The organism is Lentilactobacillus raoultii (assembly GCF_900411375.1).
Taxonomy (GTDB): domain Bacteria; phylum Bacillota; class Bacilli; order Lactobacillales; family Lactobacillaceae; genus Lentilactobacillus; species Lentilactobacillus raoultii.
The window spans coordinates 1-13,779 of sequence record NZ_LS422989.1 but is presented as its reverse complement, the minus strand read 5'-3'; the positions used below and the strand labels follow the sequence as shown (position 1 = coordinate 13,779).

14 protein-coding genes are annotated in these 13,779 nt (G+C 40.6%); 4 read left to right on the top strand and 10 right to left on the bottom strand.

Features of this window, described 5'->3' with window-relative positions:
- Positions 1–25: 25 nt before the first annotated feature.
- The 6 genes from ED605_RS08525 to ED605_RS08500 all read right to left on the bottom strand — a co-directional run bounded on the left by ED605_RS08525 (position 26) and on the right by ED605_RS08500 (position 6,071).
- Positions 26–2,323, bottom strand: a complete 2,298-nt coding sequence (locus ED605_RS08525) for a DNA translocase FtsK (RefSeq protein WP_121978487.1) — start codon at positions 2,321–2,323, stop codon at positions 26–28.
- Positions 2,324–2,351: 28 nt separating this feature from the next.
- The gene (gene ytpR, locus ED605_RS08520) at positions 2,352–2,993 is read right to left on the bottom strand and encodes a YtpR family tRNA-binding protein (protein WP_121978486.1); all 642 of its coding nucleotides are present in this window, start codon (positions 2,991–2,993) and stop codon (positions 2,352–2,354) included.
- A gap of 28 nt (positions 2,994–3,021) precedes the next feature.
- Entirely contained in the window at positions 3,022–3,345 is a 324-nt protein-coding gene (locus ED605_RS08515; RefSeq protein WP_121978485.1) for a thioredoxin family protein, read from the bottom strand.
- Positions 3,346–3,431: 86 nt separating this feature from the next.
- The gene (gene trmB, locus ED605_RS08510; RefSeq protein WP_121978484.1) at positions 3,432–4,073 is read right to left on the bottom strand and encodes a tRNA (guanosine(46)-N7)-methyltransferase TrmB; all 642 of its coding nucleotides are present in this window, start codon (positions 4,071–4,073) and stop codon (positions 3,432–3,434) included.
- Positions 4,074–4,113: 40 nt separating this feature from the next.
- Entirely contained in the window at positions 4,114–5,337 is a 1,224-nt protein-coding gene (locus tag ED605_RS08505; RefSeq protein ID WP_121978483.1) for an ABC transporter permease, read from the bottom strand.
- A complete protein-coding gene (locus ED605_RS08500) occupies positions 5,334–6,071 on the bottom strand; it encodes an ABC transporter ATP-binding protein (RefSeq protein ID WP_121978482.1) in 738 nt (245 codons plus the stop codon). The genes ED605_RS08505 and ED605_RS08500 overlap by 4 nt, the downstream gene beginning before the upstream one ends.
- Positions 6,072–6,227: 156 nt before the next feature.
- Between ED605_RS08500 and ED605_RS08495 the strand changes: the two genes are divergently transcribed.
- The 3 genes from ED605_RS08495 (at position 6,228) to ED605_RS08485 (ending at position 7,981) form a co-directional block, all read left to right on the top strand.
- Positions 6,228–6,656: an HIT family protein gene (locus tag ED605_RS08495; RefSeq protein ID WP_121978481.1), complete on the top strand. Its 429-nt coding sequence runs from the start codon at positions 6,228–6,230 to the stop codon at positions 6,654–6,656.
- A 3-nt stretch (positions 6,657–6,659) separates the two neighbouring features.
- On the top strand, positions 6,660–6,965 hold the full coding sequence (locus ED605_RS08490) for a hypothetical protein (protein ID WP_121978480.1): 306 nt from the start codon (positions 6,660–6,662) through the stop codon (positions 6,963–6,965).
- Positions 6,966–7,099: 134 nt separating this feature from the next.
- A complete protein-coding gene (locus ED605_RS08485; RefSeq protein ID WP_121978479.1) occupies positions 7,100–7,981 on the top strand; it encodes a peptidylprolyl isomerase PrsA in 882 nt (293 codons plus the stop codon).
- A 66-nt stretch (positions 7,982–8,047) separates the two neighbouring features.
- Here ED605_RS08485 and ED605_RS08480 read toward each other — a convergent pair whose 3' ends face one another.
- The 4 genes from ED605_RS08480 to ED605_RS08465 all read right to left on the bottom strand — a co-directional run bounded on the left by ED605_RS08480 (position 8,048) and on the right by ED605_RS08465 (position 13,246).
- Positions 8,048–9,037: a 3'-5' exoribonuclease YhaM family protein gene (locus ED605_RS08480; RefSeq protein ID WP_121978478.1), complete on the bottom strand. Its 990-nt coding sequence runs from the start codon at positions 9,035–9,037 to the stop codon at positions 8,048–8,050.
- Positions 9,038–9,049: 12 nt separating this feature from the next.
- Entirely contained in the window at positions 9,050–11,593 is a 2,544-nt protein-coding gene (locus ED605_RS08475) for an ATP-binding protein (RefSeq protein ID WP_121978477.1), read from the bottom strand.
- Complete coding sequence (locus ED605_RS08470; protein ID WP_121978476.1) at positions 11,590–12,819, bottom strand: metallophosphoesterase family protein; 1,230 nt, start codon at positions 12,817–12,819, stop codon at positions 11,590–11,592. Before ED605_RS08470 ends, ED605_RS08475 begins: the two co-directional genes overlap by 4 nt.
- Positions 12,820–12,901: 82 nt before the next feature.
- Positions 12,902–13,246, bottom strand: coding sequence for a YlbF family regulator (locus tag ED605_RS08465; protein WP_121978475.1), 345 nt, complete (start codon positions 13,244–13,246; stop codon positions 12,902–12,904).
- A 195-nt stretch (positions 13,247–13,441) separates the two neighbouring features.
- Here ED605_RS08465 and ED605_RS08460 point away from each other — a divergent pair.
- A partial coding sequence (locus tag ED605_RS08460) for a helix-turn-helix domain-containing protein (RefSeq protein ID WP_162919783.1) occupies positions 13,442–13,779 on the top strand: 338 nt, incomplete at its 3' end.

Here is a 13,779-nt window from a genome sequence, read left to right as displayed (position 1 = left end):
CCTACCTATCCCATCAAAATTAGAGTTACTCTTTCTCTTCTGATTCATCACTAGCGTCATCGCCTGGATGATAATAGACTGTCCGTGGCTTTGATCCGCGCTGTTCGGAAATCAAATTTCGCTCTTGCAAACTATCAATTATGTTCGCAGCTCTATTATACCCGATTGAAAATACTCGTTGAAGCTTTGAAGTCGAAATTGTTTCTTCTTGAGCAATAAAAGTCATTACTTTTGGCATCAATTCATCCTGAGACGCTTGATGATCAACCGATTCTTTTAGCGAGTCCGGTGTAAATAAATAATGGGGTTGGCCTTCTTGGCGGACAAAGTCAATGACCTTTTCCAGTTCACCATTGTTGACAAAAGCACCTTGTAGTCGAATCGGCTGGCTGGCACCGTTTCCGAGATATAGCATATCACCGCGCCCTAATAAACGTTCAGCACCAGCGGTATCTAAAATTGTGCGCGAATCAACCTGACTTGAAACCATAAAGGCAATTCTGGATGGAATATTATTCTTGATGGTTCCAGTCACAATATCAACACTTGGCCGCTGTGTCGCCACTATTAGGTGGATCCCAGCAGCCCGTGCTTTTTGTGTAATTCTCACAATATAATCTTCAACCTCGCCGGAAGCGGCTATCATTAAATCGGCCAGCTCATCGATAATGACCAGAATGTACGGCATCTTTAACCCATATTCTTTTGAGTCAACTGCTTTTTTATTAAATTGTTCAATGTTTCGAACACCGGCAGCCGATAATTTCTCATATCGATCATCCATTTCCTTTGTCACCCAGTGAAGAGCGGCAGCCGCTGATTTAGGATCTGAAATTACTGGGGATAACAAATGCGGGATGCCATCATAGGGTGCTAGTTCAACTGCTTTGGGGTCAATTAATAATAATTTTAAATCAGCAGGCGTTGCTTTGTATAGCAATGATACCAATAAACTATTAATAAAAACGCTCTTTCCAGAACCAGTCGCACCGGCAATTAAGCCGTGTGGCATTTTTCGAATGTCAGCAATTCTTGGCGCTCCCGAAAGATCAACGCCCATCGCAGTCGTCAATGGTGATCGACTGTTTTTGAACCCCTTAGCTGAAATAATTTCGGATAGCACTACCGGTCTTGGCTTAGGATTTGGAATTTCAATCCCAACGGTGGATTTACCCGGGATCGGCGCTTCAATCCGGATATCTTTTGCAGCCAGTGCCAATTTTAAATCATCCGTTAAATTGGTAATCCGACTAACTTTGACGCCTAAAGCTAATTTAACCTGGAATTGAGTTACCGTTGGTCCATCCGTCCAATCAGCAACTTGAGCATTTACTTTGAATGCTTGGAAAGTTTTGTCCAGCGTTTCAATTTGTCGCTCAATCCACTCATCCATCTCTTCCTCATCAGTTATTTGTGGCGCCTTCAATAAGCTTAAAGGTGGAAAGCGATAGCCCGAATTGTGACCAACAGAAGCATCCCCAGCGGTGGGCGTTACTTTTAACTGCGATTGTTGGTCAATCATTTGTGAACTGGTAGTTTGAGACGACTGATGTGCGGCAGCGCTTTGCGGTCTTGATGATGACTTCTCGGCTGACGCTGAGGATAGCTGATGATCATTTTCATGAAATAGTGGTAAAGCAACTTTCCCAGGCTGTTCACGCCGAACGATTGTGGACAGTGACTGACCAAGTCCATGATGAATTGGCCGTGCTTCAGCTGAATGATTGTCTGAAGTTACCTCGTCGTTAGCAGCGTCAGTCGATGATGGTTGCTTAACTTCTGACTTAGTCGATTTTAAGATCGGCTTTTTTGACTCCTGGAGTTGTGACTGCTGTGCATCAGCCGTTTCTTGAATACCGTGAGCCGACTTATTAACCGATACAGATGATATTTGGGATGGTGACGCTGCCGTTGGCGAAGCCAAATGGGAAGCTTCAACAGTTTGGGATTTCTCAGCTTCATTATCCAAAAGAATCAAGTCATCATCTGGAATCTTTAAAAGCGCGATCAATTTTGTGTAATGCGACGAGCGACGCTTTTTTTGACTAACAAAATAGTTTGTTTCGATTTGCTTTTGGCGTTTTCGCTGCTTGGCATTTACTTCTGGATGGCTTGGCACAAAATTTCGAATTTCTTTAAGAAAAGCTGGCGTTTGATCGTCACTTTTTCTCGCATCTGAGAAACGAGTTTGCTGATTCATTAAGTCCCTGGGAGCGCTTTGCTGTCGATTAGTTGTTGATGCATTATCTCGTTTTTCCTTTTTAGGTGTCCGTGCTTTAATTAAGTCACGGCGACGAAAAAAGGCGGGTCCGTCATACTTCATACTTTCTCACCTTTGTTTTTTTATATTATTAGCTAAACAAATGTTGAGCTTTTTTAAAATCAAACGGCTCACCAACGTTTTGATAATCATCCGGCAAAACTAAGGCGCCGGGAACTTGTGGTGCATTTGGAATCTGCAACTCTCTACCAGAACAAATCATGCCATCGCTTTCAACGCCCCGAAGCTTACCAGGCCAAATGATCAACCCATTTGGCATCATTGCACCAACTTTGGCCACAACCACTTTAATACCGGCCCGCATGTTGGGTGATCCACTCACGATTTGAAGATCTTGTTGATGGTCAACCGTTGTTTGGGTAATTTTTAAGTGGTTGGAATGCGGATGATCGGTCATTGATTTTACGTAACCCACTACAAACCTTGCCGTTTTGTCCTGCTGCAAGTCGGTTGGAAAATCGGCAGCAGCCAGCGTTTGATTTAATTTTTTCACTTGAGTTGCTGATAAATCAACTTGGCCATTTTGACGGGTAATTTCAGGAAGGACCTGGCTTGCATGTAAAAAGTTGTACCCTAACGTCTGATTGTTTTTTGGATCATAGATTCGGACAATGTCATCATGAATGACAGTTTTTTGATCTTTAACATTTTGATTCAAGATGATCACCATCGTGTCACCTGTGTTTTTAGGGTTATAACTTGCAATTAACATAATTCAATCCTTCCCAATTCCTTTAAATTTATTTATTTAATGAGTCAATAAAGCTTTCAACTTCCTGTTTGGTTTTCCGATCGGGGTTAGAGAAACGACCAATCTCGTGCCCATCGCTGTAGGCCACAAAGCTTGGAATACCCATGATACCCATTTCGCCAGCCAAATCAATGTTTTCATCACGATCAACTTTTAGAAATGTGTAATCACTGTACTTTTGCTCAATTTCCGGCATAGCAGGCTTAATAAACCGGCAATCTGGGCACCAGCCAGCTGTAAAAAACAGCATATACTTTCCCTTCGGAATTTGGTTTTCCAAGGTCGCTAAATTCGTCTTAGGTAAATCTTTCATGTTTAATCGTCCTTTCATTCTTACTTTTAATTAGTAAGTGACTAAATTATATCGCAATTTTCCAAATTGTCAGGTTCTTTGCTCGCCTACGACTTAAAATGAGCAATTAACTTGTAAATCGGCCCGTTTGGACTGAATTTTTCTTCATACTCAGTTTCAATATTAGTATCATTTTCAGGTGAATGATGCAAATCAAGCGACACATCATCAAAAACCATTGGAAATTGATTCATTGTCACGAGTGTATACTCAAACAATCCTCGATTATCCGTTTTAAATTCAATTTTTCCCTGTGGGTCAAGTACTTTCTGATACGTTTTTAAAAAGTTGGGTGAGGTCAACCGTCTTTTAGCATGCCTCTTTTTAGGCCACGGATCTGAAAAATTCAAAAATATTTTTTGGATTTCGTTAGCTAGAAAAATTTCATCCAAGTTAGCCCCATCCGTTAACACAAATTGTAAATTGGGCAACGGATCTGCCATAAATTTTCTAAGTGCCGTTGCAATGACTGATTTTTGAAGCTCAACGCCGATATAATTAATGTCTGGATGAGCTTTCGCATTTTGAATAATAAATTGCCCTTTTCCGGTGCCAACCTCAACATCCAATGGTTGATTTTTTTCAAACCTGGTCTGCCATTTACCAAGCCAAGCTTTGGGGTCTGTTACGATGTAATCCGAATGGGCTTTAATATAACCATCTGCCCAAGGTTTATTTCTAACGCGCAATTTTGTCACCTCTTACTGTTTACTGATTGCTTTAAAATCATTACCGACTAAATTCGCTCTTTTTAAGTCGACTTGGCACATAAAAATAAATCAAGCCGATAATTTCCAAAATTTCGCCAACCAATGTGCCGATAATTGCGACCGGTGTCGTCATATTCACCACGATCACAGTGATGGCAAAAATCACAGCGACCGTGCCCATCATTATCAAGAGTACTCGTTGAAAGTTCTTTAATTGAAAGGCAGTCGTCACTGGATAAATATGGACAAAGGCATTGTCATCAAAGTGAAAATAAAATGGAATCATTTGAAAACCAATTAGATAAATAAATAATAAGCACAAGATAATCGGCAGGATTTCACCCTTTACAAATATCAATAATAATGTTCCGATTACTGTTAAGCGGCCATACAACCCACTCATTTCGTTATCCCGAATAATGCCGTGAGCATACAGGTACAAATAAGTATTATTTGGCAGTAGTTTAATTCGCTTTAACAGCCAATCCAAATAACGTCGCCGTTTAACCGCTCCTGTCAATGATGGCACATCGGTAAAGAGGTTAAAGAATTGGTAAATTGAATGCATCCGGCTATTTTCATCTGCAATTAATGTTTGCCAATCAACGGACCGATCCGTCCACAGTCTTCGAGTCATCAGACCAACAAGCATGACAATGCCTGCCAACGCCGTTCCAACAAAGTAATTTCCGTAAACTGAAATTTCCAAGACAATTAAAGGAATAATGAGTCGAAAAAGCAACCGGTTGCCAAGCCAAACATTTGGTAAATGATACTTTCGCGCCAAATCGGCATTTAACCAGGCAATTTTTAAGAAAATGATGGTCCCCAATAACGCAAATAATTGAGAGGCCGACGTTGAAACGGTCACTTGGGTAAACGGCATTAAAACAATCCAAAAAACAATCTCGATTAAAATGGCCAAAGTTGCACTATACCAAAAAGCCGGCCTTAGATAATTGATTAACGCCGACTCTTTTGGCAAAAGAAAAACGTAATCCGGCGCTTCAATTAGTGTTGCCAACCGACCCATTTGAAGTCCAACTAAGAGAACGCCAATAATTAACAACGGCGCCCACCAAAGACCGGTAGTCAGCCTTTTTAAGGCGTTTGAGTAATAATACCCCAACCCGCCAATCATAAAAACCAGTGCCAGTACAAAATAATCGTTAAATACGAGACGCAAGTACTTCATCAGTTCGGTCAGGTGCGTACCCAAACGTTTTTTAAAAAGCGATTTCATGAGGTTTCGCCTTCCCTTGCTAATGTGAGGTAAATATCATTAAGCGATTTGCCAGCTTCTGGGAAAAGTGTCCGTAATTGTGACAAAGTCCCCTCCGTCCTGACCTGACCATCGTGCAGTAAAACAAAACGATCACAATAACGTTCAGCCGTATCCAAAACGTGTGTGGACATCAAAATACTGGCGCCCTGTTTTTTCCTTTCAGAAATCAAATTCAATAAATCATTAACCGCTAACGGATCCAATCCCAAAAAAGGCTCGTCAATGATGAATAAATTGGCATCGGTTAAAAAGGCACAAACAATCATGACCTTTTGTCGCATTCCCTTAGAAAAGTTATCTGGGAACCAGTTTAATTTATTATCAAGTCGAAACGTTTTCAACAGCTTATCTGCTCGCTGCCAAGCCGTCTTTTGGTCGAGATGATAAGCCAACATGGTCATTTCCAGATGTTCTTTTAACGTTAATTCTTTATAAACAATTGGTTGTTCAGGAATATAAGCAATCTGCTCCTTATATTTTTTAACATCTTCATTAAGCGCAATTCCGTTAATTTTAATGGTGCCCTTGAACGGTGTCAACAGCCCAATGATGTGATTAATCGTCGTTGATTTACCGGCACCATTCAGGCCGATTAGCCCAACCAGCTCGCCGTCTTTAACATCAAAACTGACGTCTTTTAAAACCGGCACTTGGGAATATCCGCCAACAAGATTGGTTACTTGTAAGGTCATTTTTTCACTCCACAATTCTAATAAGTTAGATAACTTTGTTAAATTTAAAAATCGATACAGAACAAATTATAACATAGAAAATTAGTCTTTGAATTAGTTCAAAGCAACATTGATGTTATAATAACTCATAGTATTCGCAGAAAGAAGGTAACCCTATTGAAAGATTGTATTTTTTGCAAAATTGTCAGAAATGAGATCCCGAGTTATACGATTTATGAAGATGACGTCGTCAAAGCCTTCCTTGACATTTCTCAAGGGACCCCGGGCCATACATTGGTTATTCCAAAGAAACACATTGCCAACATTTTTGAGTATGATCCTGAATTAGCTGCAGCTGTGTTTTCAAGAATTCCCAAAATCGCCCGCGCCATTAAAGCGTCCAATCCTGAAATTAAGGGGATGAACATTGTGAATAATAATGGCCAGATTGCTTATCAATCCGTTTTTCATTCACACTTCCACTTGGTTCCCCGATACACGACCCACGACGATTTTGCCATGATTTTTAAGGATAATTCAAACAAGTATACACCGGATGATTTAAAGAAAATCCAAACGACTATCATGGCTCATATAGGAGATTGATCAATGAAGACCGGGTTCAAATGGTTGGGAGCAGTGACTTTTATCTTTGGCGCTTATCTTTATAGTCGACAAGAGACACCGGTGGCTTTTGCTAAACGACTCAAAGAAACGTTTGAAGAAAAAAAGCAGGCTTACACCGATCTTAAAACAGCATACCATGATTTTAAGCTCGCACTTGACCGATTAAAGCAGCAAGTACCAGAGCTTGAAAAGGCTTTAACTGCGCTTCAACGTGAGATCGAAGAGGCTCAATTTCAAATTCAGCCCAGAATTGAAGAAATTAACAAGTTCAGTTCAAAAATGAAGTGATCATAACCTCAATTTTATGAATTTTTGTTTAAGTTCAATGACAACTTTTGTACGTTGCTCATAATATGTTATTATTGTACGGAACGTTTGCTTAACAAACGAATACTAAATTGTAGAAATGGATGTGTTTTTGTATGAAAAAATGGCTAATCGTTTTAGCCGGAGTACTCATGAGTTTTACACTTGCAGCTTGCGGCAGTAAATCGGTTGCAACAACCAATGGCGGCAAGATCACTGAAAGTGCCTATTATAGCAGCTTGAAGAGTACCTCAAGTGGTAAGCAGGTATTACAACAAATGATCCTTAACAAGGTTTTGGAAAAACAATATGGTAAAAAAGTTAAGGACTCACAAGTTAATAAGGCTTTCAATAAATATAAAAAGCAATACGGCTCATCATTTAACGCTGTTCTTCAGCAAAACGGCATGACTGCTTCGCAACTAAAGGATTCGATTCGTTCAAACCTCTTACTTCAACAAGCTGTTCGGGATAACACCAAGTTTACCGACGCTCAACTGAAGAAGCAGTTTAAGTCGTATCAGCCAAAAGTAACGGTTAACCAAATTCTTGTTTCCAAGAAGTCAACCGCCGAAAAAGTGATTAAAGAACTTAAGGCTGGTAAGAGCTTCTCTAGCTTAGCTAAGAAGTACTCGACTGATACTGCTACTAAGAATAAGGGTGGCCGAATTTCACCATTTGACAACACCAATACTTCTCTTGATTCCAACTTTAAAAAGGCTGCTTTCAAGTTGAAGAACGGTGAATATACAAAGACACCTGTTAAAACTCAGTATGGTTACCAAGTTATTCAAATGGTCAACCATCCTGCAAAGGGCACTTATAAAGACCACGAAAGTGAATTGAAGACGCAACTTGTTGATAAGCGTTTGGCTGATAGCGATACACTTCACTCAGTTGTTTCTAAAGTGCTTAAAAAAGGGAACGTTACAATTCAAGACAAGGACCTTCAAAACGTGCTATCTGATTACCTCTCCAGTTCATCAAAGAAGAAGTAATTCTTAACAATTTTGAAATTTTAAAAACGGTTGGAAACCCAATTCCAGCCGTTTTTTATGTGGATTTTAAAATAATCTGCTTGGATCTTGACCATCATCGTGTGATTGATCAACAGAATGCGGTTTATAAAACCGGCGATTATCCAAGCCAAAAATCCGATCTGAGTATTCACCCGGCTTGACCTTAGCCAGTGCATTTTGAATCATCATAATGGAAGCGTCCATTTCGTCAAGTTCATGCAAAATTTCAGCCTCCAACAATTTTGGTCGTTCAGGTGAGCCATATTCCAACAATCCATGGTGTGATAATACCATGTGACGCAATAATAGCAGATCTTCATTTTGGCCATCGATTCCCAGCTTATCCGCCGCTTCAACAATTTCAGCGTCGATAATACTTAAATGTCCCAATAAGTTGCCAGCCAACGTATACTCGGTTCCGACCGGGCCGGATAACTCAACCGTTTTGCCAAGATCATGTAATAAGGCTCCGGCATATAACAACGGCGCGTTAATTCCTGAATACTGCTGAACAACCGAATGAGCCAACCGTAAAATCGAAATTGTGTGAAATGCCAAGCCACCAGCAAAATCATGATGATTACTTTTGGCTGCCGGATAACTAAAAAACGACTTTGCATGTCGATTAAGCAATGCTCGAACAATTCGATTGTAAGTCGCATTGGTAATTTCGAAAATCGTTTGGTTAATATAATCCTTCATTTCTTGACTCGTCATGGGGGCCCGCTTGACAAACATTAACGGATCATGAGGTTCGTCAGTCCTTGCCAAACGCATTTCATAGATTTTAATCTGGGGCATTTCTTTATAACTTTCTCGTTTACCTTTCAAATAGACTACCCTGCCAGGTATAAACTGCTGGGCATCCTGTTCACTGACATCCCAAAACATCCCTGGAATCTGGCCCGACCGATCTTGAAAAACGATTGATAGAAAGGATTTGCCGTTTTTAGCAACCCGTTTATCGGCACTTTTAATTAAGACGTATGTTTCAAATTCCTCGTCCATCGAAAAATCAGTTAAATGTTTGACCATCCTATCCACCTCCTAAATCTGTGTCAAATCGACTATCTTTGCGGCTTTCGGCAGATCCTGATGAGCCGAAAAATAAAGGACCTGTGTCTGCTGACTAATTTCAGTCATAATCTCAAAAGCTGCCTGCCTTCTTTGCTCGTCAAAGCTCATAAAGCCATCGTCAATAATAATCGGCATTGGATAGTCGTCACTAAAACCAACCGCAATTGAAAAAATCAGCGATAAATAAAGTTGTTCCAGGGTCCCCTTAGATAATTCATTGACCAAGAACCGTTCACCATCCATCCGAATCACCGAAATTTGATCACCAAACTGGATATCTTGATAACGTTGCCGAGTCAAAATTTTAAAATACTTTTTAGCCGTTTTAATGGCTTTGGGCAGTCGATCCTTAGTTGCAATGTCCAAGACCCGTTGTACCCAGCGTAGGCTAAGCAGAAGTGCTAAATAACGATGAACATTATCTAGAATTTCCGATTTTTGATTGGCCAATGTCTGCTTCAAATCATCATAACGACCATTATTTACAAGATCGGTTATTTGAACCGTCAATTCCATTTTCTGTCGCGTTAATTGATTAATTTTCGTTTGAATTTGCGCCAATTGAGCCGTTATCTGATGTTCTTGATCACTCACCAACCCAGAAATGGCTGGTTGGTCAGGAGAAACTCCTACCGAATTCAATTGGGTTAAAATTTCTTTTTTTCGGGTTAATTTAGCCTGAATGACTTGCTGCTGTCGCCTCATTTCAGTAAACCCATCCCCTGAAGTCACGTGTCGTTCTTCAAGGAACGCGGCTAGCTTAGCTTGTTCAGCCCTTAACTGACCTTCTAGTTGGTCAACAGATTGTTGGTAGAACGTTAACCCAGCCGTTTGATTGTGATAATCATTGGCTTGATTGAGCCATTTGGTGAGCGTTTGATCGATTAACTCAATGTTAGCCATCACATCACCTGTTAAAGGCAGCCATTCACTGGCAAACCGCCATTTTTCTACATACTCGACCAACCCTTTTTCTATACGATCTTTTTGGCTGGTTAAGCGACTTGCCTGATCAGCTAACACGACAAGTTGCTTTAACTTCGGTTGTATAGACAGCCACTTCTCGTGAGGAATCCCAATTAAATGATATTTATCAGCTAAATCGGCCAGTAAAGTGGTGGCCTCTCGATCCGATTGGTTTGATGCCTCAGTTTTTACTTCCGACACCGATGTTTGTTGACGGAATCCATACCAAGCAAGCCAGCCAGCTGCCAAGTAGCCTAACCAACTTAAGGGCAAATGATGAAGTACTAGTGTCAACAGCACCAAGATACCGGCAAGCCCATAAAACAGTCGCCCTTGTCCCAAATGGTTAGCCGATGATGGTTGTTGCCGCCTTGTCTGCCGGGATGCAACCGATGACTGATTCAAAATTTCGGTTACAGTCATCAAATCAGTTTCCTCAAAAGGAAGTGGTAATTCGCCGTTCCCGTTTTTGGGGATGTCATTGCGGTAAGCTGTTAGTTGTTGCTGGATTTCAGCTGTCTGATTGGTTAAAAACCGGAATTGGGGTAGTTGGTCCTTGATTTTCGGTAATCGCGCCTTAAGTGAGTCAATTTGAGAACGATGTTGGTTATAAAATGTTTGAAAGTGTGATTGGCCGATTTTTGATTTTTGGTCTTCTAATTGGCGTTGAGCCGTTTTTAACTGGTCTTGAAGTGATAAGATTCGCGAATTCAACATTTGAAAAGCTGACTCATCAGCGTTGGCAAATCCCTTCTTTAATTGAGCTTCATTAGTTGCCGCCAGCTCACGATAGGTTGTCAATAGCGGAACAATCGTTGCCCTTTTCTGATTCTCCTGGAGCCATTTTTGCAGCTGCTCACGATTGGCCTGTGCCGTTGTTAATTGCCTGTCCAAAGCGTCCCGAGACTTCTTAAGGGCTTGATACTTTGGATAGTCCTTTTCAGCCGTTTGAAGACGTTCCATTAGTGTTTGATACTGATGTAACTGTGCATTTAATTCAGGCTTGCGACCCCTAACTGTGTACAGCGCTTTGGCCTGTTTATTTAATTCTTTTTGAAGATCAAACCACTGATCGGCATTGGCAACGCCAACCTGTTGAATTCTGAGTCGAAGTTCATCTTCACTCATTTGATAGGCAGTTTTTTGATCCTCACCGTTGAAATAAAAGAGTTGTTGATAGGTGTCACGGTCAAGCGGTGAAATTAACTGTTGATAATCACTTTCAGAAAGCTGCTGGTGATGATCTTCATCAAAAAATTTAACCGTTCCCCCCTTTGGTCCCTTGGTTCGAATTAATCGATACTGATGACCTTGGTGTTCAAATATGATTTCACCACCATATTTAGATTGATGATTTTTGGGAATATATTGTCCATGAATAGCTTGACGTTTTGTCTGAAATCCAAATAACATTGAAACGATAAAATCAATAATCGTACTTTTCCCAGCTTCATTAGGGCCATAAACAGTTGATAGCGGGCCTTTAAAATTAATCTGGGTATCAAGCCACTTGCCATAACCATCAATTTTCAATTGCTTAATAATCACTCTACTCCACCTCCCTGATCGTCAATGTTTTCTTGAAGAAGTGTCGTTGCGCGATTAAAAATATCATCAAAACTATCATCTGCTGTCAAATCTTGATTAATAAAAGCCACTCTTTTTAATGACCCGGCTAAAGCTCTTAATTCATCAGCTGTAAACAGGTCATCTCTAGCCTGATCAAAATAAGTTTGGTCTAATTGGCTAACAATCGTTGGTCGTTCCTGAGCCAGTTTAACTGAGGTTACCCAGCAATTGAGTTGCTCCCAAATCTGACTGTTAAGATCTTGGACTGCCGCTAAAAGTGTCCCGTCAGAAATCGCTTTTAATACATTAATTGGCGCCTGTGATCGATTTGTCAAAATAATTCGTAAAAAGTGCATTTTGTTGAATTGGGATGCTTCAAGTTTTTTAACCAAAGTATTAGCGAGCGCACCAACTGTCTCTTTTCCCAATGGTAATCGAAGCTCCTCCCAAACGATTGGGGCTGTCGCAACAAATGATGTTTTTAAAGATTGTTGATCTGACTTAACTAATAAATAACCTTTTTCACCAGGTTCGTTGATGTGTCTTCCCTGAATATTACCAGAGTAATTAATTGTCCCGCGTTCATCCAACGACTGCCGTTTATGGATATGCCCCAATGCCCAGTAATCATAATTTTTTTCCTGTAATTGCTTCAAGGTAAATGGTGCATAATGGGCTGCCGGTGAATGAAGCGACTCAAGACTTCCGTGCAGCATGCCAATGTGCCACTCCGCCTTACCTGTTGCTTGTGGGTAATCCTCGATTACTGGCCGCTTAACCCATTGACTCCCAAAGCTAAAGCCCGTCACAGCAACTCGCTGGCCGCTTCTTAGTACTACGTTGGTCGTCGTCACTTTGTTTGGGAAGACAGTCGTATTAGCAGGATATCCTAATTGACTGGGATCACCATTAAAGTAATCGTGATTTCCAAATGAAATCAAAACTGGGATCTGGTGATCAGCTAAACGATTTAATTCTTCAAAAAAACGGGTTTCTACCCTAACACTATGGTCATTTCGATCAAATAAATCACCTACTAATAGGACGAAATCAACATTTTGCCGAATGGCATCATCAACCATTTTTTTAAAGGAAGTAAAGGTCGACTCACGAATCAGTGACCAGAGTTTTGACGGAATGATATGATTTTGTAATCCTAAAAATGGGCTATCTAAATGCAGATCTGCTGCATGAATAAATTTCAACTACACTCATTCCTTCCCTCTATAGAGATATGTACGTTAAAAATGCCGAATTTAGTTTTTAATCACTAAATTCGGCATTTTATTAGTTACGATACAAGTCAATAATTGGCCGGGTAACAACCCGGTTAATGTCGTTCAGGAGGTCATTAAGTGCCTTTTCTTTAGTCATCAAATGTGAAATTGCATCATTCTCTTTGACTTGGTTAGCCATATTTTGTGCCCGCTTAATATCTGTTTCAGCAGGTTCTTGGCCTTGCATTTGTTGCTGTTGTATTTGCAATTGCAACTTTTGGAATTCGGTGAATAATTTAAACGTTTCCGGATCGGCTTTAATTGCGTCAAAAGCCGCCTTTAAATCAGTAAACTGATCCGACGTTTTTAACTCGCTTTGAAGTTGTGCCGCAATGTCCATCATTTTGTCAGCCATAAAATTCTCCTTATTTATTATATTTCATTAATTTTAACATATAAATGGTTGTTAACACATCCTTTGTTAAGCATGCTTTTCAAAAAATCGTCTTCCCGGATTTAAAATTGAACTGCAACGCTGAGCCAGGTATACAAATAGGCCATAGAGACCTACGCTTGATAGTGACTAAACAACTCAAGAAAGGACTTCTCTATGACCCAGATCAAGCATACTACTCAACGCCACTACCAACAACTTCAACCCGAGGAACGGGGTGAAATTCAAGTGCTCTACGAGCAGGGAAAGTCTGCTCATGTGATCGCCAATCATCTACACCGGGCAGTTAGTACAATTAGTCGCGAATTGAAGCGCGGGACGGTTTTGCAGCGTAATGCGGACTATCAATACTATACCCGTTACTTCTCCGATAGCGGCCAAATAAACTATCAAAATCATCGCCTGCAGTGCCATTCCAAAGGACTTCTCAAGCGCTGCTGGCTATTCTTCGCCATGCTGGTTACAGCGCTACGAGAACGCCCCAGAATCCAAAG